Genomic DNA, 22,319 nt, shown 5'->3' with positions numbered 1-22,319 from the left:
GCGATCGGTGAGTCGACAGTTCGCAGCGTCAGGTGAGTCGACCGCCTGAGGCGCCGGGCCGGGGTCTTGCGTAGGCGCGCATCGCCGACCAGAGTCGTCTGAAGGTCGCCCAGCGACCGGAAGACGACGTCGGGAGGTGTCTAAGCGCCGGCAAGGCCGCGGTTTGGCGCCGCCGCAACCACAGCTAACCCGACCACAGACAGACTGCAGTCCGGCGCCGCCGCAACCACAGCTAACCTGACCACAGACGCAACCGCAACGCCCGGGCTCAAACCTAGCAATCGAACGATCCGGAGGACAAACATGGTGCACGTGGTCGGGGTTGATCTTGGTGGGACGAAGACTGCCGCGGGGGTTGTGGGGGCCGACGGGGAGGTGTTGTTTTCGGAGCAGATTCCTACGCTGAATCGGGGCGGGGGCGACGCCATTTTGAGGGCGACTGCGGCACTCGTGGGGCGGCTCATGCGGCGGGCAGCGGGTGAGGGAATCGACGTCGGGCGTGTTGGCGTGGGTTCAGCCGGGGTCATCGATGCCGTGAATGGTGAGGTGATTTCGGCGACTGATGCGATCCTGGGGTGGGCCGGGACCAGGTTGACGGCTGGTTTGGCGCAACTCCTTGGCTTGCCCCGGGGCTCGGTCAGTGCGGTCAACGACGTGCATGCGCATGCTCTTGGTGAGGCGTGGCGTGGGGCGGCCGCAGGGTCTTCGAGTTCGTTGATGATGGCTTTCGGGACGGGTGTTGGCGGCAGTTTTGTGCTGGATGGCTCGCCTGTTTTGGGGCACCACTATGTGGGTGGGCATGTGGGGCACTTTGCTTCCCCGTACGCCAATCACGAGGGCACGGCCCTCCCCTGCGTGTGCGGTGGCTCGGGCCACGTCGAGGCGATCGCTTCCGGCCCGGCCATCCATGAATCCTTCGTCCGTTTCGGCGGCTCCCCCGAGGTCCCGGATACCCGTGCCGTGTTTGCCTTGGCTCACGGCGGCGATGGTGCCGCCTCCGCTGACAGAGCTGCCGCGCTCAAAGCCATCGGCGCGGGCGCAGGTGCTGCCGGGCAGGCGATCGGCGGGCTCGTCAACATCCTCGACCCGGAGACGGTCGTGATTTCCGGGGGCTTGGCAGATGCGGGAGATTTCTGGTGGAAACCCATGGAACGCGCCCTGCGCAAAGAGCTCATGGGGCCGCTTGCTGACATTCCCGTGCTTCGTGCGGCGCTAGGCAACACCGCGGCCATTGTGGGCGCGGCCAAACTCGTTCTTAACTGACACCCAAACACCCTCGCAAGGAGACACCCCATGATGCTGACCCTCGATGGCCTCGAAGCCCTCCGCTCGCAGTTGATCGTGTCCTGCCAGGCCTACCCGGGCGAGCCCATGCGCGATCCCCGGACGACCGGCCAGGTGGCGGCGTCGGCGGTTATCGGTGGTGCCGCGGCGGTCCGGGTCCAGGGCCTCGCGGACGTCCAGTTCACCCGCACAGCTGTGGAGGTTCCGGTGATCGGGCTGTGGAAGGACGGGCACGACGGCGTGTTCATCACCCCGACACTCCGGCATGCCCTCGCCGTCGCGAATGCCGGCGCACACGTCGTGGCCATCGACGGCACGCGACGCCCGCGTCCCGATGGCCTGACCCTCAAGCAAACCGTCGATGGAATCCACGCCGAATCGCATGCCCTGGTCATGGCTGACTGCGGTTCCTACGCGGATGCGGTGGCCGCCGTCGAAGCCGGCGCTGACTTGATCGGCACCACGCTGGCCGGGTACACCGGGGAAGGTCCCAAGACAGACGGCCCCGATCTTGAGCTTCTCGCGGAGATCGCCGGCGCAGGACTGGGCAAGCCGCTTATCGCCGAGGGCCGCATCCATACCCCCGCACAAGCCCGGCAGGCCCTCGACGCCGGGGCGTTCGCCGTCGTCGTCGGTACCGCTATTACCCACCCGGCCAGCATCACGGGCTGGTTCAAGAGTGCAATGCACGCCTGATCGCGCAGAATCCGTCGCCGGGTCCCTGATCCCGGCCTGTGTCCGGGCGTAGGCTTCTCCCATGGCTGAGGAGAATATCCGGGAATTCGATGTCATCGTGATCGGCGCCGGGGCCGTGGGTGAAAACGTTGCAGACCGGGTGGTCCGGGGCGGCCTTACCGCGGCCATCGTGGAGGCTGAGCTCGTCGGAGGGGAATGCTCCTACTGGGCCTGCATACCGTCCAAAGCGCTCCTTCGGCCTGGAACTGCCCTGCACACAGCACAATCAGTGCCCGGAGCATCGGACTCCGTCACAAAGGTCCTGGATCCCGCACCGGTCCTGAAGTATCGCGACTACTTCACCAACAAATGGCAGGACGACGGCGCGGTGCAATGGCTCGTGGACACCGGGATCGAACTCATCCGGGGCCGGGCGCGCATCACGGGCCCCCGCGAAGTCCAAGTGGATGGCAAGGACGGCAACAGCTACTCGCTCAAGGCCCATCATGCCGTGGTGGTGGCCACCGGATCCACACCGCTCATCCCGAAAATCGACGGCTTGCGCAACGTCCCTTATTGGACTACTCGCGGTGCGACCTCCGTCCAACACATCCCCGAACGGTTCGTGGTGCTGGGCGGCGGAGTTGCCGGCGTCGAACTTGCCCAGGCTTTCGCCCGCTTGGGCTCGTCGGTTTCGATCGTTGCCCGCGGCCGGTTGCTGAGCGCGTTCCCCGAGGAAGCCGCCGATTTGGTTGCGGCGGGGCTCCGGGCCGACGGCATCGATCTCCGTCTCGGGACAGACACCACTCGGGTCGAACACAACGCGGACCATTCCTTCAGCGTCACGCTCGGTGACGGAACCGTCCTGGCCTGCGATCAATTGCTGGTAGCCACGGGGCGGCGGCCAGCCCTGGACAACTTGGGACTCGAGAACGTAGGGCTCGACGCCGAGGAGGGCAAGGCTTTCCGCCTCACCACGGACTCGAGCGGCTTGGTTGAGGGCGCCGCCAGCGACGGCACCAGCGGGCTGTGGCTTTACGCGGCCGGCGATGCCGCGGGATCCGTCTTCCTCACCCACCAGGGCAAGTACGAGGCCCGGGCTACAGGCGACGCCATCGTGGCCCGCGCCAAGGGAACCCTCCACGGCACCCCGCAACCGTGGAGTTCCCTCGCAAAGACGGCCGACGAATACGCAATCCCCAGCGTCGTCTTCACGGATCCGGAAGTGGCATCCGTGGGCCCGAACCTCAAGCAGGCGCTGCAGAAGGGCATCAACGCAAGCTCGGTGGAACTCCCCATCAACGTGTCCGGCTCCCAACTGCATTCAGAGAATTACCAAGGCTGGGCGCAACTCGTGGTGGACGAGGACCGGAAGGTCGTGGTGGGCGCGACGTTCGCCGGGCCTGGAGTGGCCGAGCTTTTGCACGGCGCAACCATCGCGATTGTGGGCGAAGTGTCGTTGGACCGGCTGTGGCATGCGGTGCCGTCGTTCCCGACCATCAGCGAGGTGTGGCTGCGCCTGTTGGAGAAGTACGGACTGTGATGGAAGTCTATTTGAACTGACTGGTCAGTTCAGTTACGATTGGAGCAGATAACAGGTTCTGCGAAAGGTCCAATTGTGCTGTCTGCACAGCAACTCCAGATCGACGGCCGCCGGGACGATCTCCTGCCTCCCACTTCCCTCGAAGCCAGGCGCGGGGAACTCCTCCTGGTCAGCGGCGACGGTCAGGACCAGCGCACGGCATTGGCGCTTGCGCTGAGCGGCCGGATGAAACCCAGCAAAGGCCTCCTGAGCTGGGACAACTCGGCGAAGACCAAGAAGATCCGGGCGGCGAGCGCCCTGATTGATGCTCCCGGCGTCAACGAGCCGGAGCAGCATTTGAGCGTCCGCGACCTCGTCACCGAAGACCTCTCCCTTATCCCCCGCCGCTACCGTGGCGCCCTCCTCAGCAAGCCGTGGCTCAAGGTCAACCGCTTCGAGGACATCGCCGGGCTGTGGATTGAGCAGCTCCCTGCGGACCGACGCCTCGAGCTGCTGACTGCCCTGGCCCTTGCGGACCCTGCCCTCGACCTCCTGGTGCTCGACTCCCCGGACCGGCACAGCGCAAACACCGTGGACTGGCTCCCCCGCCTTGAGCAGTTGGCGTACGACGCCGGGCGGCCGCTCGCCGTCGTCGCCGTCGTTTCTGCCCTCCCGGACAACTGGGACGGCCCGGCCGCGGTGATCGGGAACTCGGTCACGCACACTGCACCGGCCGAACCCGCTGAGCTCCTCGACGACGCGCAAGAAGATCCCGAAGAAGTACTCGAAACCCTGCAAAGGACCGCAAAGTGACTGTTCTGCGGCTGGCCCGCTCCGAACTCAAGCGCATGACCGGCGGGCTCCTGCCTAAGCTGACCATCCTCGCCCTGACCATGGTGCCCCTGCTCTACGGAGCCGTGTACCTCTATGCGAACTGGGACCCTTACGGCAATCTCAACCAGATCGACGCCGCCCTGGTCGTCGAGGACCCGGGAGCCCAGCCGGCCAACGGTCCCGAACTGCAGGCAGGCCAGAAGGTTGCCGACAGCCTCGTGCAGAGCCACGTTTTCAACTGGCAGCGGGTGACCACCACGGCAGAAGCCGACGCCGGCGTTGAATCCGGCAAATACGCCTTCGCCCTGAAGATTCCGAAGGACTTTTCGGCCAACCTGGTCTCGCCAGGAAGCTTCGACGCCGCCAACCAGGCGATGCTCAACGTCACCACCAACGACGCGAACAACTACCTCCTCAGCACCATCGTCGACAAACTCACCACCGCGGTGCACTCCACCGTGGCCAAGGAAGTCGGCGAGGAAACTGCCAACCAGCTCCTCACAGGCTTTGGCACCATCCACGCCTCCATCGTCAAAGCCTCCGACGGAGCCTCCCAACTCGCCGACGGCGTCGGTAATCTCAGCGACGGCGCGGCCACCCTCCACGACGGCACCAGCAGGCTGAGCAGCGGTGCATCCGAGCTACTGGCGGGGCAAAACAAACTGCGCGACGGCGCCAATCAGCTGAACGACGGCGCCGGGCAGCTCAGCGCGGGGCTCACCGAACTGAAGAACAAGACCGCGTCCCTTCCGGCCGACTCACAAAAGCTCGCCGACGGCGCCGCTCAAGTCGCCGCCGGAAACGCGCAGCTGAACGCGAAAGTCCAGGACGTCGTCGGGCAGCTTTCAGCGTTCGACGCCGGGGCGCGGGACCGTGTTGTGGCCTCCAACGCGCGGCTCGTGTCCGCCGGGGTCATCACGCAGGACCAGGCGAACAAGATCCTGGCGGACTTCGACACTGCCGCCGCGTCCGGCCCGGTCACCGATGCCAAAGCCAAGATCTCGGCGGATGCCGCCCAGATCCAGCAGCTTTCCAACGGATCGGCCGCGGTCAGTGCGGGCGCCGCCAAGCTTGCGGGCGCCACGCCGGCGCTGACGGGAGCCGTCGGCCAGGCCTCGGCGGGCGCGGACCAGCTCAGCTCCGGCACTGCGACGCTGGCGGCGGGTGAACAGTCTGCCGTCAACGGCACCGCGGCCCTCGCGGACGGTGCGGCAAAGCTCGACGACGGCGCGGCGCAGCTTGCCAGCGGTGCCGCCACGGCGGCGGACGGATCCCGCACTTTGGCGAGCGAGTTGGCGAAGGGCGCAGGCAAGGTCCCGAACCCGAACGACTCCCAAAAGAGCGAGGTTTCCAAGGTGATCGCGGATCCGGTCGCGGTCAACAATGTTTCGCAGGCCAAGGCCGGATCCTACGGCGCCGGCCTGGCGCCGTTCTTCCTGACGCTGTCCCTCTGGATCGGTGTGTTCATGTTGGTCCAGGCGATGCGTCCCATCACGCAGCGGGCCTTGGCCTCGAATGCTCCGTCGTGGAAAATCGCCGTCGGCGGCTGGTTGCCGTTCTTCGTCGTGTCCGTGCTGCAAGCCAGCATCCTCACCCTCGTGGTGGGCCTGGGGCTGGGCCTCAACGCGGCGCACCCGGTGTGGATGTGGTTGTTCATGCTGGCCGCGGTCATGGCGTTCACCGCCCTGATCCAGGGCATCGTGGCTTTGCTGGGGACTCCTGGAAAGTTCGTGGTGCTGATCCTGCTGGTCCTGCAGTTGGTGTCTTCCGGCGGAACCTTCCCGTGGCAAACCACCCCTATGCCGCTGCACGTGGTGCACGAGATCATGCCGATGGGCTACGTGGTGACCGGCATGCGGCACCTGATCTACGGCGGCGACTTGTCCATGATCTGGCCGATTGTCCTGGGCCTGCTTGGCTACACTGTGCTGGGAGCCGCGCTTTCCACGCTGGCCGTCCGCAAGCACAAGTTCTGGACCCTCAAGACCCTGAAGCCGGAGATCGCGGTATGAGCATGCAAGAACCGGACGCCCCCGGGCTCCCAAGACCGGACGTCCCCGGGATCCCAAGACCGGACGCCCCGGGTCCGGAAACTCCGGAGAAGAAGCTTCGCCCGGCACGCACGAACGTGACCAAGCAGCGACTCTTCGACGCTTCCATGGAGCTGATCGGCGAGCGCGGCGCAGCGGGCGTCACCGTGGACGAGATCGCGGCCGCAGCCGGGGTGTCCAAGGGGACGGTCTACTACAACTTCGGCAGCAAGTCCGATCTGATCGCCCAGTTGCTGCGCCACGGCGTCGACATCATGCTCGGGCGACTCCAGACCATCGAAGGCTTGCACGCCGATCCGCTCGAGGCCATGGAAGCCATGCTCGGGCAAGCCATGGACTTCATGGACGACTACCCGTCCTTCGCGCGGCTCTGGATCAGCGAGAACTGGCGGTCGCCGAGCGAATGGGGCAAGCTCTTCGTCGAACTCCGCAGCGAGTTGCTGGCCGTGATCGGCGCAGCCATCGAAAAGGTCGCCGCCACGTACACGGTGGATACCGGCATTGCCCGGGGCAGCCTCGAGGCTGCGATGTTCGGAGCGATCTTCGTGGTGGGCCTTGACCGGCAGACGTACAACCCCGAGCGCACCCGCGAACAGAGCATAGCGGCCATTATGACCATCATGCGCGGCTACGTGCTGCGGTAACGGTATGGCAACTGCCGCGTCTTGGGGCGTGGTGCTGCCTGCCGTCAGGGATGATTAATCCCATGCGTCACATGGGAAACAGCGGAAAGCTTGCGGTCATCTCTGCCGTGGTGTCCGCTGGTTTGCTGGTGCTCCTCGCCATCACCCTTGAGGAAACCGTGATGTACACCTTTCTCGGGGTTTTGGCGATCGGCTATCTGGCGTGCGTCGCCGAGGTTTTTACCCGTCGCAGGTATTTCATGCTGGTTCTCGGAGCGATCTCGACGATCCTGTTCATCGCGTTCGGAATCGCTTTCCTGCGCATGTGGGGCCTCGCCTTCAACCAGGATGAAAATGCCCTCGGCAGCGCGGTGAGCACCAAAGATTCGGACATCTACTTCTACCTCGCCGCACTCTCCGGCTGCAGTTCCCTGCTGGTCTTGTTCGTGGGGGCGGTATGGCCATCCCGCAAGAACCGTGCGAAAGCGGCGCCCCGGCCAGCTGCCCGACGGCCCGCGCCCCGGCCTGCTTCGCGTCCTTCCCCGGCACCTGCCAGGCCCGCCCAGCGGCCGGCGGCCCGTCCGGCGTCGGGGGCCGTGAAGCGCCCTACGCCGCGCACTCCGGCAGCCCCCGCCAAGCGCCCGACGTCGGGATTGCCGGCTCAGCGCAAGCCCGCCCCCAAGCGCTGACGTACTTCGGGCGCCGCCACATTCCCGGGCTTGGCGCGCCGCTGCAGCACGGCAGTCGCCACGCCGCCCAGCAGGAGGAGGCCGCCGGTCAGTTCCGCCGTCGTCGGGACCTCTGAGATGAGCAGCCAGGCAGCGGTCATTCCCACCACCGGGACCAACAACGTGAAAGGCACCACGGCCGAGCTCGGGTAGAGGCTGAGCAGCCGGTTCCAGATGCCATAGCCCACCAGCGAGGCGAAAATGGCGGTGTAGAGGGCGCTCAGGATGGTCGCAGGCTGAAGGTTGGTGAGGGTCCCGACGACGGCGGCCGGGCCGTCCACGATCAGCGACAAGGCCAGGAGCGGCAACGGGACCACGGCCCCGGACCAGACCACCAGCCCCAGTCCCGAGGCCGCCCTGGCCTTGCGTGCGATGATGTTTCCCGCAGCCCAGGACAACGCCGCCGCGAGCACAATCATGAGCGGCACCACCGGGGCCACCAAGCTTCGACCCACCGCCACCAAAGCAAGTCCGGCGACGCCGAGCACCACCCCAGTCAGTTGGCGCTTGCTCGGCCGCTCCCCGAGGAACCGGGCCGCCAACAGCACCGTCAGGAGCACTTGTGCCTGCAGCACGAGGGAGGCGAGCCCGGCCGGCATCCCGAGCGCCATGCCCAGGTAGAGGAGGCCGAACTGCCCGGCGCTCATGAACAGCCCGACGCCGATGATCGCCTTCCAGCTGACGTCCGGTTTGCGGACGAAGAAGATGCAGGGGAACACCACCAGGACGAAGCGGATGGCCACGAACAGCAGCGGCGGCACATCCGCCGCGCCACCGCTCCCATTACTGCCATTCCCGCTTGCGGGATGGAGGCCAAAGTCGATCGCGACGAAATTCAGGCCCCAAAGGACGGCGACAAGGACGGCGAGTGCTGAGTGTCGGATATTCACGATTCAACTCTGACAGTCAAGAGGATGAAGCACCAGCGTTGAATTCTGCATCAGATCATGTACGTTTGCTTCATGATTGAAATTGCAGCGCTACGGGCCCTCGTAGCAGTGGAACAGCAAGGCTCGGTGGTGGCGGCATCGGAGGCTATGGGCTTCAGCCCGTCGGCGGTCTCCCAACAGATCAAGAAGCTCGAGAAGCAAAGTGGTGTGACCGTCCTGGAGCGCCACGGACGCGGCGTACTACTGACCGACCGCGGCATGGCACTGGCCGAGTACGGACGTCGCATTCTGGGCGAGTTGGAGGAGCTACAAGCCACGTTGCTTGCCGACCCCGCGAAGCCGAGCGGAGTGCTTCGTCTCGTCGGGTTCTCGACGGCCTGCGGCGGGCTGGTAGGTCCGATGCTGCGGAAACTTGGCGCGGCCCAGGCTGTTGCCGCCGGATCTTCGGCCGCGGGGAGCTCCGGGCTTGGCGGCTCCGGGCTTGAAATCAGGGTCGTGGCCGAGGACCCGCGCGAGGCCGTCCAAAGGGTCGCAACCGGTGAAGCCGATCTCGGCGTCGTGCACAACTGGCACTCAGTGCCGTTGGTGATTCCGGAGAACATGATCCACGAGGACCTCTGCCTGGACACCGCCGACGTCCTGCTGAACTCAGCGCACCCGCTGGCCGGCCGGACCGCCGTCGAGCCTTCCGACCTGGTGGACGAACGCTGGATCAGCACGCCGGCCGGTGCCATCTGCAATGAGGCGCTGCTGGCGATCTTCGCTGGCCTGGGGCGCGTACCGGACATCCGCATCTACGACCCCGACTTTTCCACGCACATCGCCATGGTCCAGCAGGGTGTTGCGGTGGCGCTCGTGCCGCGCCTCGGCAGGCCCGAGCTCCCCGCTGGAGTGGTGGCAGTGCCAGTCGTCAATCCGATGCAGCAACGCCAAGTGGGAATCGTATACCGGAAGACCATGACGGCAAGCCCCAGCATCCGCCACGTGGTGCGCTTGCTGCAGGATGTGGCCGCGGAACTCGACGTGGGCTAGCTCGGACTATCCCCGCGAGGGGGCTACTTCTTTGGGCGTGGCACTGCGAAGTGGGTCAGGCGGGCATCCTGCCCATCGAGTTCAGCCCACGGCTTTTCGAGTTCCATCACCGTCATGGCACTGGTCGGGTAACGCGTTGCGGCATCCATGTAGGCGTCATGGTCCGAGTCGCGGGAAGCCAAGTGCATCGCGAGGTCCTGAACGCCGGGCATGTGCGAGAAGATCATGAGTGTCGTGACGGTTTCCGGCACATGGTTGATGACGGTCAACATCCGCTGCGCGGACGCGGCGTACAGGCCGTCCTCGAGTTTCGGCGTCGGGGCCTTGTCCCCCAGCTCGCTGCACACCCAAGTACAGGTCTGCCGGGTCCGGAGGGCAGACGAGCAGAGGATGAAGTCCGGAATCACGTGATGCTTGAGGAGCCATTTTCCGGCGAGGGGGGCCTCGCGGTGGCCACGCTCGGCAAGGGGTCGCTCATGATCGGGCACCCCAAGGGGCCAGTCCGACTTCGCATGCCGCATGATCACCAGCCGCTTAATGTGATGCTCGCTCATCCCCCCACCCTACTATCCCAACTAGCTCGCATTTCTTGTCGTTATGAGCCCTCAAAACGACAACAAATGCTAGCTACTTGGGTGGCCCGCGGAAGCGAAAGCGCCCGCCCCCAAGCAGGGAGCGGGCGCCTTGAGCGCGTGGAGACTAGATCGAGTATTCCGGAGCGGCCCAGACGATGACCTCGGGGTGCTCGTAGAAGCGGTAGCCCTGGCCGCGTACGGTGCGGACGGTGTTTGCGAGGCGGCCGAGCTTGGAGCGGAGGCGCCGGATGTGGACGTCGATGGTGCGCTCGTTGGGGACCTCTTCGGCGTTGCGCCACAGGCCCTCAAGGAGTTCATCGCGACCCACGGTGCGGGTGCCGTTCTCGACGAGGTAGTTGAGGAGCTCGAATTCCTTGAACGTGAGGTTCAGCGATTCGCCATCGAGGTGTACCTCACGACGGGCGAGGTCGATCAAGACGCCGGACGGGCGGGCTTCCTGGGCAGGCTGCGGGCGGAGCGCCTCAGCGCGCTGGCGGTTGCCGACGGTCGGGTCACCGAAAGTCGAGCGGACGACGTCGAGCGCGGAACCAGGCGCGCTGGCCGGGGCTACCGCGACGGCGGCGTAGCTCTCGGCGCCGGACACGAGGGACTGTGCGTAAGCCCGGATTTCCTGGGCAAGCTTGGCGATGGACGTTCCGGCGGCCGCAGCGGTATCTTCGTCGATGCCCATGTAGAGCACGAACCCGCGGGCCACATTGTCGTTGGCAACGGGACGGATGGAGCGATCCGCTGGAGCCAGGACCGGCGTGGGTGCAGTCATCGGCGAGGCCTCGTTGGCGGGAACAGCGCGGAGCTGGCCGTAGGAGTTGGGGTTGTACCCCTGGGGGACGTAACCGGGCGCCTGGCTGCCACCCTGCGGTGCGGGCTGGGCGTAGGCCGGGCGGTTGCCGAAGCCGGGACGCAGGCCGGCGTTCGACGCGGCCTTATTGGCGTTACGGACGGAGATGTGGACGTATCCGGATGCAACTGACATGGATTGCTTACCTCAAAGTGAATAGCCGTCATCGCGGCTTCGAATGCTGGTCTGGTCCCCGCAATGAGATGGGGAGGGGCGCCCGACGCTGGGCAGGGGGCGAATGCCTGAAACTTCTTGGGGTCTTAAGTTAGGCATGCATTCGACAACAGCTCATCGAAATACCAGCGGGTGTGCTGGGCTCGATCGCTGCGGCTGCAGATGCTGTTGAGTTCTTGTTCACATTTGAAGTGTGCAACGTAACAAAGGGAACTTGCAAGTAACAAAGGACGGAAGCGTCCACATTTTGAGACGAATCGGACTATTGTGCCGCACATCACAATTCACACATGTCCAAATGTGACCATTCTCGTTCGTCACAATGGCCGTTATGAACGCAATATTCGAATAAAATTTGATGAAAAGATCGTTTTTTGAATCTTAAGTCACGTCACGCGCTTGCCTTTGAATCTCGAGATATGAAACAACCCTTGTCCAATCCCGAATCTGCGTCTCATGAAAATTCTTTGGCAAATCGTCTGCTAGGGCGCTGGTTGCAGCGCTGCCGCGGACGCGCCGTCGTGACCTTCTTTGAATTCGGAAAGCGCTTGCGACACGGCGAGTTGCGTGATTCTGAGGCCAAAGCGGGGAAAAGAAGGTCACGACGGACACAAGCACCCGTCACTAGTTGGTGGTGCCGGTCCCTTGCGTACTTGATGTGGTGGCAGTGACGATCTGGATGGACTGTGCCGTGTACTTGTCGGATTCCTTGAGCGAAGTGACCCTCACGCTGGATCCGGATTTCACATCGGCGAGGGTCAAGGTGGTGCCGGTGGTTCCGCTTCCGCGTTGCCGGACGCCTTCCGCTACCACGACATCGGTTCCGAGGGCATAGCTTCGCGTGAATCCGTCATCGCTCTTGACGGTCATGGAGCTCGCCGAGATGTCAGTGACCGTACCCAGCTGGCCTGCCATGGTGACATAGCTGCCGTTCTGGAGGACCACATATTCCGAGTGGACGGCAGCGTTCAGGCCACCCATGCCCACCCCGAGCCCGCCCGGACCTGCGTTCGTGCCGCCTGGGCCACCGAATCCGCCCTGACCGTTCTGCCCGGCACCCGGTCCCTGCGCATTGGTGGTATCAGCTGCCGCGGTCCCGTTTCCGGCGGCATAGGCACCGGCTCCTGCCGCCGCAGCGACCACGACCGCGACGCCGCCAACAATGAGCCCCTTCTTCAGGCTCCAATTCTTGAAAAACGAAGGTCGAGGCTGTCCGGAGTTGTATTGCTGCGGAGCACCCCACCCGGCGGCAGGCTGCTGGTTCACGGGCGGCTGCGGAGCACCCCACCCGGCGGCAGGCTGCTGGTTCACCGGCGGCTGCGGAGCACCCCACCCGGCGGCAGGCTGCTGGTTCACGGGCGGCTGCGGAGCACCCCACCCAGTAGCAGGCTGCCCGGGGGCAGGCTGCCCGGAATCATCAAGGGGGCGGATCACCGGCTGAGGGTGCCCATTCTCCGGCTCGGAACCAGGTACGGAGGGGTTGTTTTGCTGATCCATGGTGTTCTCCATCGAAATCGAGACTGTTTGGTCGTGATTGTTCTTGTCCCAAACAGCGTCAGCCGCTTTGCTGTGCATTGGCTGTGTCGAACTGCAGGCTTGCCTGTGACCTGCCGCAGTGTTGTGTCGAACTGCAGGCTTGCCTGTGACCTGCCGCAGTGTTGTGTCGGATTCCGCTGGATCATTCGCGGCGAGCTTGTGCCGGGGCCCGTAACCACGCGGATTGCCCCTCCGGACTGAGGAATGATCCAGCAGAATCCGACGCCGTTCCTCCCCGAACCGGCACAACCTCCGGACAGGTGGCTAGGCTGGGACTCACAGGGTGCTCACAGCAACGGCAAAGCACTGGCAAAACGGCAGATTGGAGAGTTGTCCCATGGCATCCTCGCACTCCATGACCAACAACCTTCCGCAGCTCAGCCACCCGGACGGTTCCCCCATCCGTGCCCTCGTGGTGGACGACGAACCCAGCCTCGCCGAGCTCATGAGCATGGGCCTGCGGATGGCGGGTTGGTCGGTGGCGGTGGCCGGCGACGGTCCCGCTGCGGTAAAGCTCGCCAAGGAATTCCGACCGGATGTCCTGGTGCTGGATGTCATGCTTCCAGGGTTCGACGGCGTTGAGCTGCTCGGCAGGATCCGCGCCTTTGCGCCTGAGGTGCCCGCGCTCTTCCTCACCGCCAAGGATGACGTGCAGGACCGCATCGTCGGGTTGGCCGCCGGCGGCGACGATTATGTCACCAAGCCCTTCAGCATGGAGGAAGTCCTGCTACGCCTGCACCGCCTGGTCCAGCGCTCGGGAGTGGCCGCGATGGACACTGCCGAGCTGGTTGTAGGCGACCTGACCCTGAACGTGGACACGCGTGAAGTTACCCGTGGCGGCGAAGACATCCCGCTCACGGCGACCCAGTTCGAGCTCTTGCGCTACCTCATGGAAAATCCTAAGCGCGTGGTCAGCAAGGCCCAGATCCTCGACCGCGTGTGGGACTACGATTTCGGCGGGCAAGCAAACATCGTGGAGCTTTACATCTCATACCTGCGCAAGAAGATCGAGGCCAACCACCCGCCCATGATCCACACCGTGCGCGGAGCAGGCTACGTCATCAAGCCTGCCGAATAGCCGGGGCGTCGAATGTCCGCACTCTCGGGTATCCCCCGCCAGACCGACCATCGTTGGTTCAATCCTTCAACCTGGCACTTGCGCACGCGCTTGATCCTTCTCTCCATGGCGCTCCTCGTGGCCATCTGCGGTGCCGTCGGGGTGGTCAGCTACGCCTCCATGGACGTGTTCCTCACGAAGCAGCTCGACCAGCAATTGATGCAGGCCTCCCATGGCCGCCCGCCGCAAGGCAACCCGGGCGGCCGTCCGGACCCCTTGGACCCCCGGGGCCAGAGCATCGGCACGCTGAATGCGCGTATTCTCGCAGGTCAGGTGAGCAGCGATGCTGGATTCTTGTCCTCCGATGCCACCCGTGCGCCGTTGTCGCCCAGCGACGCTCGAATCCTGTCCGCGCTCCCCGCCGATGGCCGTCCGGTTGATCGCACCCTGTCCAATGGCGGCTACCGGCTGGTGGCCACCGAAACTCCATACGGCGATGTTGTCATCACGGGGCTGCCGCTCGCCTCGAAAGAGGACACCGAGGCCTCGCTCGTGTGGACCATGGTGCTGGTGTCCTTGGGCGGACTGGTCCTGATCGGACTGGCCGGAACCGTGCTGATCCGCCGCACCATGCGCCCCCTGGAGCAACTCTCCGACGTCGCCACGAAGGTATCGAAACTTCCGCTCGACGCCGGTGAGGTGGCACTCGCGGTGCGCGTTCCGGCGTCGGCGGCCCACCCGAGCACGGAAGTGGGAAGCGTCGGCCATGCTTTGAACCTGATGCTGGACAACGTCTCCAGCGCCCTCGAAGCCCGCCAGCAAAGCGAAACAAAGGTGCGCCAGTTCGTCGCCGATGCCTCGCACGAACTGCGCACTCCGCTGACCGCCATCCGCGGCTACACCGAGCTCTTGCGCATGACCGAGACGTTCACCGAGGACGGGCGCAAGTCGCTGGGACGGGTGCAGAGCCAGTCCGAACGCATGACAACCCTCGTTGAGGACCTCCTTCTGTTGGCCCGGCTGGACGAAGGGAAGGCCCCCGAGTTCACCGATGTGGACCTCACGCAGTTGGTGATCGAGACCGTCAGCGACGAGAAGGTCATGGCCCCCGAGCACATCTGGCAGCTCAAGCTCCCGGATGAGCCCCTCACGGTCCGCGGCGACACCACTCAACTCCACCAGGTTTTGGCGAATCTGCTCTCCAACGCCCGCAAACACACGGAGGCGGGAACCACCGTGGTCACGGGCGTCATGCGTTCCGCCGATGGCAGCGCCGTGGTGACAGTGACTGACAACGGGCCGGGCATCCCGCCGGAGTTCCAGGGCAGGATCTTCTCGCGCTTTGCCCGGGCCGACGCCGCCCGCTCCGGTTCCGAGGGCACCTCCGGGCTCGGCTTGTCGATTGTGGAATCCATTGTCCAGGCGCATGGAGGCACCGTCGAAGTGGCGTCGCGGCCCGGCCGGACGGAATTTGCGGTGCGGCTTCCGGCGCTCAGGACCGCCACGGCCTGAACGGCCGCCCAGGAGGGTATGACGCCGGTGCACGGCGGGCGCAAGTCGACGCACCGACGTCGTGATCTCCGTTACCTAAATGTGACTTAAGTAAAATCCTCCTGTACCGTCGAATGGGTGCGCGGGATCATTCCGGCCACCGCCGGGTAGGCGCCGAGCTCTGCCACTCCCCGGTGCCCAAAAATCCAGGCAGAGACGGGGGACCCAGGTCTCCGGGCAAGCGCTCATGTTGAGCCAGCCCTAGGGGTGAAGCCGTACCGCCACGATTCCCTGTGGCCACGGCCGGATGACCTCATCCGAATCCGACAGCTAACTCCGCAGGCGTCGAGAGGCAATCACCATGTCTGATTCCAGGAATCAGTCGCGCCCTGTTGCGCGCCACCGCGGCGAACCTGCCCGGAGAAACAAGTCACGTTCCACGTTGAGGCGAGCCGCCTCGAACCTCGGCACCGGCCAGCGCATGGCAGTTGTTGCCGGCGTCGTTGCCGTGTTCCTCGGTGCAGGTGCCGCCACCCAGGCTGCCGGACAAGCCATCAATGCCCAGGACATGAGCCGCACGTCCGAATCCCGCGCGGCGGATAACTCAGCCACGCCATCGGCCGCCGCCACGCCGTCGGCGAGCGCAAGCGCGAGCCCCAAGCCGAGCGCCGCGCCGACGCCGAGCCAGGCACCTGCCCCCGCTCCGGCCGCCGTCGCACCGCAGGCCGCCGCACCGGCCGCGCCCGCGGCACCGCCCGCTCCAGCAGCCCCGGCCGCACCTGTCGCCGTCGATGATCCCTCCGGCGCACAGGCTTATGCCGCAAGCATCCTTCCATCCTACGGTTGGGGTCAGGGCGAGATGTCCGCCCTGCTCACCTTGTGGAACAAGGAATCGGATTGGCGCACCACTGCCACCAACGCCTCCAGTGGCGCTTACGGCATTGGGCAATCGCTGCCGGGCGAAAAAATGGCATCAGAGGGCGCCGACTGGCAGACCAACTACCAGACGCAGATCCGCTGGGGCCTGAACTACATCAAGGAACGCTACGGATCGCCGTCCGCGGCGTGGTCCTTCCACCTGGCGCACAACTGGTACTAGACCAAGAGCCACGCACAAGTACGTCGAGGTCCGTCCCTCCAGGGGCGGACCTCTGCGTATTTTGGCCAGGCATGTGATTCGCCACGCCGGCCATACATCCACAGCCACGTCACAGGTTCCGCCTAAAGCCTTCATATTCTGCAACGGCACTCTGAATACATGACGCTCATCGAATCCACCTCCGGAACCCTGAAGGACCCCGCGGTGGTGCCGCCGGGCCTTCCCATCCCACCCAACACCCCCCTTCAACGCAGCACAGCGCGGCGCGCCCCCGTCGACACCCACACCGCCGTCCCCGTCCTCGATGTCACCATCCCCGTCTTCAACGAGGAACGCGACCTCGAAGAGTGCCTGCGCAGGCTTCACGGCCATTTGCGCGAATCCTTCCCGCATGGCTTCCGCATTACCGTGGCCGACAACGCAAGCACGGACAGCACCTTGAAAATCGCGGAGCGCGTGGCCAGGGAACTGCCTGAGCTCGCGGTCGTCCATCTTGAGGAGAAGGGACGCGGCAACGCCCTACGCAAGGTGTGGCTCGCATCGCCGGCGCCGGTTCTGGCTTACATGGACGTGGATCTTTCCACGGACCTCGCCGCGCTGGCGCCCCTTTTGGCGCCGCTGATCTCCGGCCATTCGGACCTCGCCATTGGCACACGGCTGACCCGCAATTCGAGGGTTGTCCGCGGCCCCAAGCGCGAGTTCATTTCGCGCAGCTACAACCTGATGCTGCACTCGTTCATGGGCGCCCGCTTCAGCGATGCCCAGTGCGGCTTCAAAGCGATCCGGGCAGATGTCGCACAGCAGATCCTCCCGCACACCATGGACAACTCGTGGTTCTTCGACACTGAACTCCTGGTCCTCGCCGAACGCTGCGGCCTCCGGGTCCACGAAGTTCCCGTTGACTGGATCGACGATCCCAATTCCAGCGTCGACGTGGTGCGCACTGCCCTGGCCGACATCCGCGGCATGGTCCGGCTCACCCGGGATCTCGTCTCGGGCCGCATCCCCATTCCGGAACTGCGCGCAGCACTTGCACGCGGGCCGCTCCCGGCGTCGTCCCGCACCGCCGAGCAGAACCCGCGCAGCAGCCTTTTCGGGCAGCTGGTCCGGTTCGCCGCGATCGGCGCCGCGTCCACCCTCGCCTATGTGCTCATCTTCCTGTTCTGCCGCGGCTTCATGGACCCGCAGCTGGCCAACTTCCTGGCGCTGCTCATCACGGCCATCGCCAACACCGGCGCCAACCGGCGCTTCACCTTCGGCATCCAGGGCGGCAATCCCGTTCGGCACCACTTCGAGGGATTGATCGTCTTCGGGATCGGCCTCGCGCTCACTTCAGGGGCACTCGCCTTGGTGCACAGTACGACGACGCCGGACCGCTGGGGCGAGCTCCTCACCGTAGTTGCGGCGAACCTCGCCGCCACCGCAGTCCGCTTCCTGTTGTTCCGCCTTTGGGTCTTCCGGCAGCCTGCAGCGAAGGCGACTGCACCCACGACACAAGCCAAAACGCGCACAGAAACGGCAGCATCATGACCTCCACGATTACTCCCGCAAGCACGGGACCCGCCGCCGGAAGTGCCGGCGCCGAGGTTCCCGCCGCCCTCGGGACTGCGGACGGACCGCAGGGCCGTCACTCGGCAGACCCGTCAACCCCGGATGCCACGCCCCGTTGGAAGCGATATGCCTTTGGCCGGCAGCCCCGCTGGGTGCGGCCGTCCGCCGCCGGGCTCCTCGTAGCCACCGCGTTCCTGTATCTCTGGAACCTCGCGGCCACCGGTTATGGAAACTCCTTCTACGCCGCGGCCATCCAGGCCGGCACGAAGGACTGGACGGCGTTTCTGTTCGGTTCGCTCGACGCCGGCAACGCCATCACCGTCGACAAGCCCCCGGCTTCTTTGTGGATCCCTGCTTTGGCGGGCCGGATCTTCGGCTTCTCGCCCCTGAGCATGCTGGTTCCCGAGGCGTTGATGGGCGTCGCCGCCGTCGGTTTCCTTTATCTGACGGTCAAGCGGGTCTCCGGACCAGGCGCTGGCTTGTTGGCCGGTGGCGCTTTGGCACTGACCCCGGTGGCGGCGCTCATGTTCCGCTTCAACAATCCCGACGCCATGCTGACTCTGTGCTTGGTGCTCGCGGCCTACTTCACTACCCGTGCCATCGAACGCGCAGGCTGGAAGTGGCTCGCCGCAGCGGGCGCCGTGGTGGGCCTCGCGTTCCTGAGCAAAATGCTGCAGGGATTCCTGATTGTTCCAGGACTGGGACTCGCGTATCTCTGGGCCGCCCCCACCCCGTTGCGGCGGAGGCTGGTGCACCTGTTCGGCGCGTTGGCTGGCATCGCAGTAGTGGCCGGCAGTTATGTTGCTCTGTTCCAGCTGACCCCGGCTTCGGCACGTCCTTACATGGCAGGTTCGCAAACCAACAGCTTCCTTGAGCTGACGTTTGGCTACAACGGGCTGTCCCGCATCACCGGCTCGGGCGAAGGGACACCCGGCGGAGGCGGGGCCCCTGGCGGAGGCGGCCTCGGCGCCTTCGGCGGCGGTGGCGGCAACAGCGGATTCGGTGGAGCAGCCGGGATTACCCGCATGTTCGGCACGAGCTTTGGTGGTGAGGTCTCCTGGCTTCTCCCTGCTGCACTGATTCTGCTGGCAGCCGGCCTATGGTTCACCCGCCGGGAAGCGCGGGCCTCCCGTACCCGTGCCGCGCTTATCCTGTGGGGCGGGTGGATTCTGGTCACGGCGGGAGTCTTCAGCTTCATGAGCGGCATCGTCCACCCCTACTACGCGGTAGCCCTCGCACCGGCAATCGCAGCCTTGGTGGGCATTGGCAGCGTTGAGCTGTGGCGTGGCCGCGGGTATTGGCCGGCCAGGATCGTCCTGGCCGTGGTAATCCTCGGTAGTTCGGCCTGGTCCGCGGTTCTCCTGGGCCGCGACGCCTCATGGCTTCCTTGGTTGCGCATCGTGATCGTCGTCCTGGGTGTGGTGGCGGCCGCGGCAATCCTGCTTCGCCTCGACTCACTGCGGCCGGCTGGCCGGTTCCGGAACGCAGCGGCCGCGGCCGTCGTCGTCGTTTCCCTTCTGGCCGGCGGCCTCGGAACCGCGGCGTGGACGCTCGCGACGGCGGCTACCGCGCACTCCGGTTCCATCCCGACGTCGGGACCCAGCGGTTCCGCCATGGGCGGCTTCGGAAACCGCGCTGGAGGGTTCGGCGCCGCTGGTGGCGCGGGCCAGGCCGCGGGAGGACCCGGTTCCGAGGGGACGGCCGACGCCGGACTGACCGCTCTGCTGACGTCCACCACCACGAAGTGGTCGGCGATCGTCTCCGGCGCCACCCAGGCCGCAAGCCTTGAGCTCGCCACCCACACCAACGTGATCGCACTCGGTGGCTGGAACGGCGGCGATCCCTACCCCACGCTGGCACAGTTCCAGGACATGGTGGCCAAGGGACAGATCGGCTACTACATCGCAGGAGGCGGCATGGGTGGCGGCGGCGGATTCGGAGGCCAAGGCGGCAATTCCGAGGTAGCCTCCTGGGTACAGGCCAACTTCCAAGCCCAGACGGTGGGCAGCTCCACCGTCTACAAGCTGACAAAGTAGATCCCGATGACCACTTCGCATTTCACAGATACCGGTTCCAAGCGAGGGCAGCCGGTTCCGCCGTCGCGGTTGGTGGAGCCGCCGGAAGTGGCCGCTCCCCAGGGAGGGGGCGGCCGGCCCGGCCTGACCGGAAAGTCGCGACAGTCCCGAAAGTCCCGCCCCAACCATGGCCCGCATACGCTGCGGCACCGCGTGGAGCTCGGCATTGTGCTCCTCGCAACGGCGGTCCTGTATCTCTGGAACCTCGGCGCTTCCGGATGGGCCAACCCGTTCTATTCCGCAGCGGCCCAGGCCGGTTCGCAGAATTGGGCCGCGTGGTTCTTCGGATCCTCCGACGCCGCCAACTCCATCACGGTGGACAAGCCGCCTGCGTCGCTCTGGATCATGGGCCTCTCGGTGCGGATCTTCGGGCTGAGCTCCTGGAGCATCCTGGTTCCCGAGGCACTCATGGGCGTTGCCACGGCATGGCTGCTTTATCTCGCGGTCCGACGGGCCGCGGCCCCCGCCATCGGCGATCCACGGCTCGCCCACCGGGCCGGGCTGCTGGCCGCCGTCGTCATGGCCATCACCCCGGTAGCCACCCTCATGTTCCGGTTCAACAACCCGGACGCCCTGCTGGTGCTGCTCATGACGGCTGCCGGCTACGCCACGCTGCGGTCCATCCAGGACAACAAGCTGCGCTGGCTCCTGCTGGCCGGCGTGTTCCTGGGCTTCGGCTTCCTCACCAAGCAACTCCAGGTCCTGCTGGTGGTTCCTGGATTTGCCGTGGCGTACGTGGTTGCCGCGCCGGGTGGAGTGGGGCGTCGTCTCCTTCATCTGCTTGCGGCGGGGGCAGCCATGGTGGTCTCGGCCGGCTGGTGGCTCGCCGTCGTCGAACTCATTCCGGCGAACATGCGGCCGTACATCGGCGGCTCCCAGAACAACTCGATCCTGGAACTGACGCTCGGTTACAACGGCCTGGGCAGGCTCAGTGGCCAGGAGACCGGCAGCGTCGGGGGCGGCAACGGCTGGGGAGTTCCCGGGCTGTTCCGGATGTTCAACAGCGAGTTCGGCGGCCAGATCGCGTGGCTGCTCCCCTCCGTGCTGGTCCTCGGAACGGGACTCCTGTGGCTGGGGCGCCGTGCCCCGCGCACGGATGGCGTCCGTGCCTCGGTGATCGTGTGGGGCGCGTGGGTGCTTGTCACCGGGTTGGTGTTTAGCTTCATGGCGGGCATCATCCATCCCTACTACGCAGTAGCCCTGGCCCCGGGGATCGCCGGGCTCGCGGGCTTGGGCGTCGCGCTCTTGTGGCAGCACCGCGCGCAGCTCGTCGCCGCGGTCATGCTCGCCGTAGCAGTGGCGGCAGCGGGATTCGTGGCCTTCGACCTCCTGGGCAGCACCACCGCGTATGGTCCGTGGCTGCGCTGGGCCGTGCTGCTGAGTGCGCTGGCAGCCGCGGCCGGCTTGCTGCTCTCGGGACGCTTCGCCTCCCGCATCCTTCAGCGCACGACGGCGGTGCTCGCCCTCGCGGCCTCCCTCGCCGGCCCACTGGCGTACTCCATCTCAACCGCCTCCGTGACGCATAGCGGCGCAATCCCCAGCGCCGGTCCGACGACCACGTTCGGCGGCTTCGGCGGCCGGGGCGGCTTCGGACAGGGCGGCTTCGGACAAAACGGCGCAAGCCAGAACAACGCGGCCCAGAACACTCCCCCGCAAGCTCTCCAGCAGCCGGGCGCCCAGGGCGGCGGCTTTGGCGGGAACCGGCAAGGCGGCGGCATGGGCGGCCTGCTCGGCGCCACCACGCCGTCGTCGGAAATGGTTGGCGCGCTCAAATCCGGCGCCTCGAACTACACGTGGGCGGCCGCCGTCGTGGGCTCCAACAACGCCGCAGGCTACCAGCTGGCCACCGAACTGCCCGTCATGGCGGTGGGTGGCTTCAACGGCACCGACCCGTCCCCCACGCTCGAACAGTTCCAACAGCTCGTGGCGCAGGGCAAGATCCACTACTTCATCGCCGGCGGGACCATGCAGGCGAACAGCGGATCGGAAGCCCCTGCCCAGATCGCGCAATGGGTGGCTGCGAACTTCCAGGCACAGAGCATCGGCGGGACCACGGTGTACGCACTGGCTGGCTGAGTGGGCGTCCTGAAGCGTCCAGACGGGCTGTGGCAGTGACCGCGGAGTAATCCGCGATCTGCCACGGCCCGTTTGCCGCTTTCGGGGTCCCCAGAAGAAAACTTTCAAAAAACCCCTTGTTTTGCAAACGTTTGCAGAGAAAAGTGGACGCCACTGCAGATCCTGTTTCCAAGCTTCATCGCATCAA

General features: G+C 65.7%; 18 protein-coding genes and 1 riboswitch. Of the genes, 14 read left to right on the top strand and 4 right to left on the bottom strand.

All coding sequences use genetic code 11. The features are described 5' to 3' along the window. Positions 1–303 precede the first annotated feature (303 nt). From ABH924_RS15825 to ABH924_RS15795, 7 genes are all read left to right on the top strand, one after another. On the top strand, positions 304–1,263 hold the full coding sequence (locus ABH924_RS15825) for an ROK family protein (protein WP_404500248.1): 960 nt from the start codon (positions 304–306) through the stop codon (positions 1,261–1,263). 30 nt (positions 1,264–1,293) lie between these two features. Further along, positions 1,294–1,980 carry an N-acetylmannosamine-6-phosphate 2-epimerase gene (locus ABH924_RS15820; RefSeq protein ID WP_234752442.1) on the top strand — a complete coding sequence of 229 codons (687 nt, stop codon included), beginning with the start codon at positions 1,294–1,296 and terminating at the stop codon, positions 1,978–1,980. A gap of 61 nt (positions 1,981–2,041) precedes the next feature. Then, positions 2,042–3,502 carry a dihydrolipoyl dehydrogenase family protein gene (locus ABH924_RS15815; RefSeq protein ID WP_404500246.1) on the top strand — a complete coding sequence of 487 codons (1,461 nt, stop codon included), beginning with the start codon at positions 2,042–2,044 and terminating at the stop codon, positions 3,500–3,502. A gap of 75 nt (positions 3,503–3,577) precedes the next feature. Further along, positions 3,578–4,294, top strand: a complete 717-nt coding sequence (locus tag ABH924_RS15810) for an ABC transporter ATP-binding protein (RefSeq protein ID WP_404500244.1) — start codon at positions 3,578–3,580, stop codon at positions 4,292–4,294. After that, positions 4,291–6,327: a YhgE/Pip family protein gene (locus ABH924_RS15805; RefSeq protein WP_404500242.1), complete on the top strand. Its 2,037-nt coding sequence runs from the start codon at positions 4,291–4,293 to the stop codon at positions 6,325–6,327. Before ABH924_RS15810 ends, ABH924_RS15805 begins: the two co-directional genes overlap by 4 nt. Further along, positions 6,324–7,010 (top strand): TetR/AcrR family transcriptional regulator, encoded by a 687-nt coding sequence (locus tag ABH924_RS15800; RefSeq protein WP_404500240.1) that lies wholly within the window; start codon positions 6,324–6,326, stop codon positions 7,008–7,010. Before ABH924_RS15805 ends, ABH924_RS15800 begins: the two co-directional genes overlap by 4 nt. A gap of 62 nt (positions 7,011–7,072) precedes the next feature. Next, on the top strand, positions 7,073–7,678 hold the full coding sequence (locus ABH924_RS15795) for a hypothetical protein (protein WP_404500238.1): 606 nt from the start codon (positions 7,073–7,075) through the stop codon (positions 7,676–7,678). On the opposite strand, the gene ABH924_RS15790 is transcribed toward ABH924_RS15795, so the two are convergent. After that, complete coding sequence (locus ABH924_RS15790; protein ID WP_404500236.1) at positions 7,651–8,607, bottom strand: EamA family transporter; 957 nt, start codon at positions 8,605–8,607, stop codon at positions 7,651–7,653. The two genes, ABH924_RS15795 and ABH924_RS15790, sit on opposite strands and share 28 nt — an antisense overlap. A gap of 72 nt (positions 8,608–8,679) precedes the next feature. Between ABH924_RS15790 and ABH924_RS15785 the strand changes: the two genes are divergently transcribed. After that, positions 8,680–9,639: a LysR family transcriptional regulator gene (locus tag ABH924_RS15785; protein WP_404500234.1), complete on the top strand. Its 960-nt coding sequence runs from the start codon at positions 8,680–8,682 to the stop codon at positions 9,637–9,639. A gap of 23 nt (positions 9,640–9,662) precedes the next feature. Here ABH924_RS15785 and ABH924_RS15780 read toward each other — a convergent pair whose 3' ends face one another. The 3 genes from ABH924_RS15780 to ABH924_RS15770 all read right to left on the bottom strand — a co-directional run bounded on the left by ABH924_RS15780 (position 9,663) and on the right by ABH924_RS15770 (position 12,744). Then, the gene (locus tag ABH924_RS15780) at positions 9,663–10,193 is read right to left on the bottom strand and encodes a SixA phosphatase family protein (protein WP_390281196.1); all 531 of its coding nucleotides are present in this window, start codon (positions 10,191–10,193) and stop codon (positions 9,663–9,665) included. Positions 10,194–10,338: 145 nt separating this feature from the next. Next, positions 10,339–11,208 (bottom strand): winged helix-turn-helix domain-containing protein, encoded by an 870-nt coding sequence (locus ABH924_RS15775; protein WP_234752433.1) that lies wholly within the window; start codon positions 11,206–11,208, stop codon positions 10,339–10,341. 663 nt (positions 11,209–11,871) lie between these two features. Beyond that, the gene (locus ABH924_RS15770) at positions 11,872–12,744 is read right to left on the bottom strand and encodes a hypothetical protein (protein ID WP_404500231.1); all 873 of its coding nucleotides are present in this window, start codon (positions 12,742–12,744) and stop codon (positions 11,872–11,874) included. Positions 12,745–13,120: 376 nt separating this feature from the next. Between ABH924_RS15770 and ABH924_RS15765 the strand changes: the two genes are divergently transcribed. The 6 genes from ABH924_RS15765 to ABH924_RS15740 all read left to right on the top strand — a co-directional run bounded on the left by ABH924_RS15765 (position 13,121) and on the right by ABH924_RS15740 (position 22,132). Then, positions 13,121–13,861 (top strand): response regulator transcription factor, encoded by a 741-nt coding sequence (locus tag ABH924_RS15765; protein ID WP_404500229.1) that lies wholly within the window; start codon positions 13,121–13,123, stop codon positions 13,859–13,861. 12 nt (positions 13,862–13,873) lie between these two features. Further along, positions 13,874–15,352 (top strand): ATP-binding protein, encoded by a 1,479-nt coding sequence (locus ABH924_RS15760; RefSeq protein WP_404500227.1) that lies wholly within the window; start codon positions 13,874–13,876, stop codon positions 15,350–15,352. Positions 15,353–15,493: 141 nt separating this feature from the next. Continuing rightward, positions 15,494–15,690, top strand: a riboswitch (cyclic di-AMP (ydaO/yuaA leader). Positions 15,691–15,692: 2 nt separating this feature from the next. Further along, positions 15,693–16,430, top strand: coding sequence for a hypothetical protein (locus ABH924_RS15755; RefSeq protein ID WP_404500225.1), 738 nt, complete (start codon positions 15,693–15,695; stop codon positions 16,428–16,430). Positions 16,431–16,589: 159 nt separating this feature from the next. After that, a complete protein-coding gene (locus ABH924_RS15750; protein WP_404500223.1) occupies positions 16,590–17,960 on the top strand; it encodes a glycosyltransferase in 1,371 nt (456 codons plus the stop codon). Next, positions 17,957–20,017, top strand: a complete 2,061-nt coding sequence (locus ABH924_RS15745) for an ArnT family glycosyltransferase (protein ID WP_404500221.1) — start codon at positions 17,957–17,959, stop codon at positions 20,015–20,017. The genes ABH924_RS15750 and ABH924_RS15745 overlap by 4 nt, the downstream gene beginning before the upstream one ends. Before the next feature lie 6 nt (positions 20,018–20,023). After that, the gene (locus ABH924_RS15740; RefSeq protein WP_404500219.1) at positions 20,024–22,132 is read left to right on the top strand and encodes an ArnT family glycosyltransferase; all 2,109 of its coding nucleotides are present in this window, start codon (positions 20,024–20,026) and stop codon (positions 22,130–22,132) included. Positions 22,133–22,319: the final 187 nt, after the last annotated feature.

Source organism: Arthrobacter sp. GAS37, from assembly GCF_044908325.1.
GTDB classification, from domain to species: domain Bacteria; phylum Actinomycetota; class Actinomycetes; order Actinomycetales; family Micrococcaceae; genus Arthrobacter; species Arthrobacter ramosus.
The sequence above is the reverse complement of the archived record's forward strand: the minus strand, read 5'-3'. Positions and strand labels throughout refer to the sequence as shown.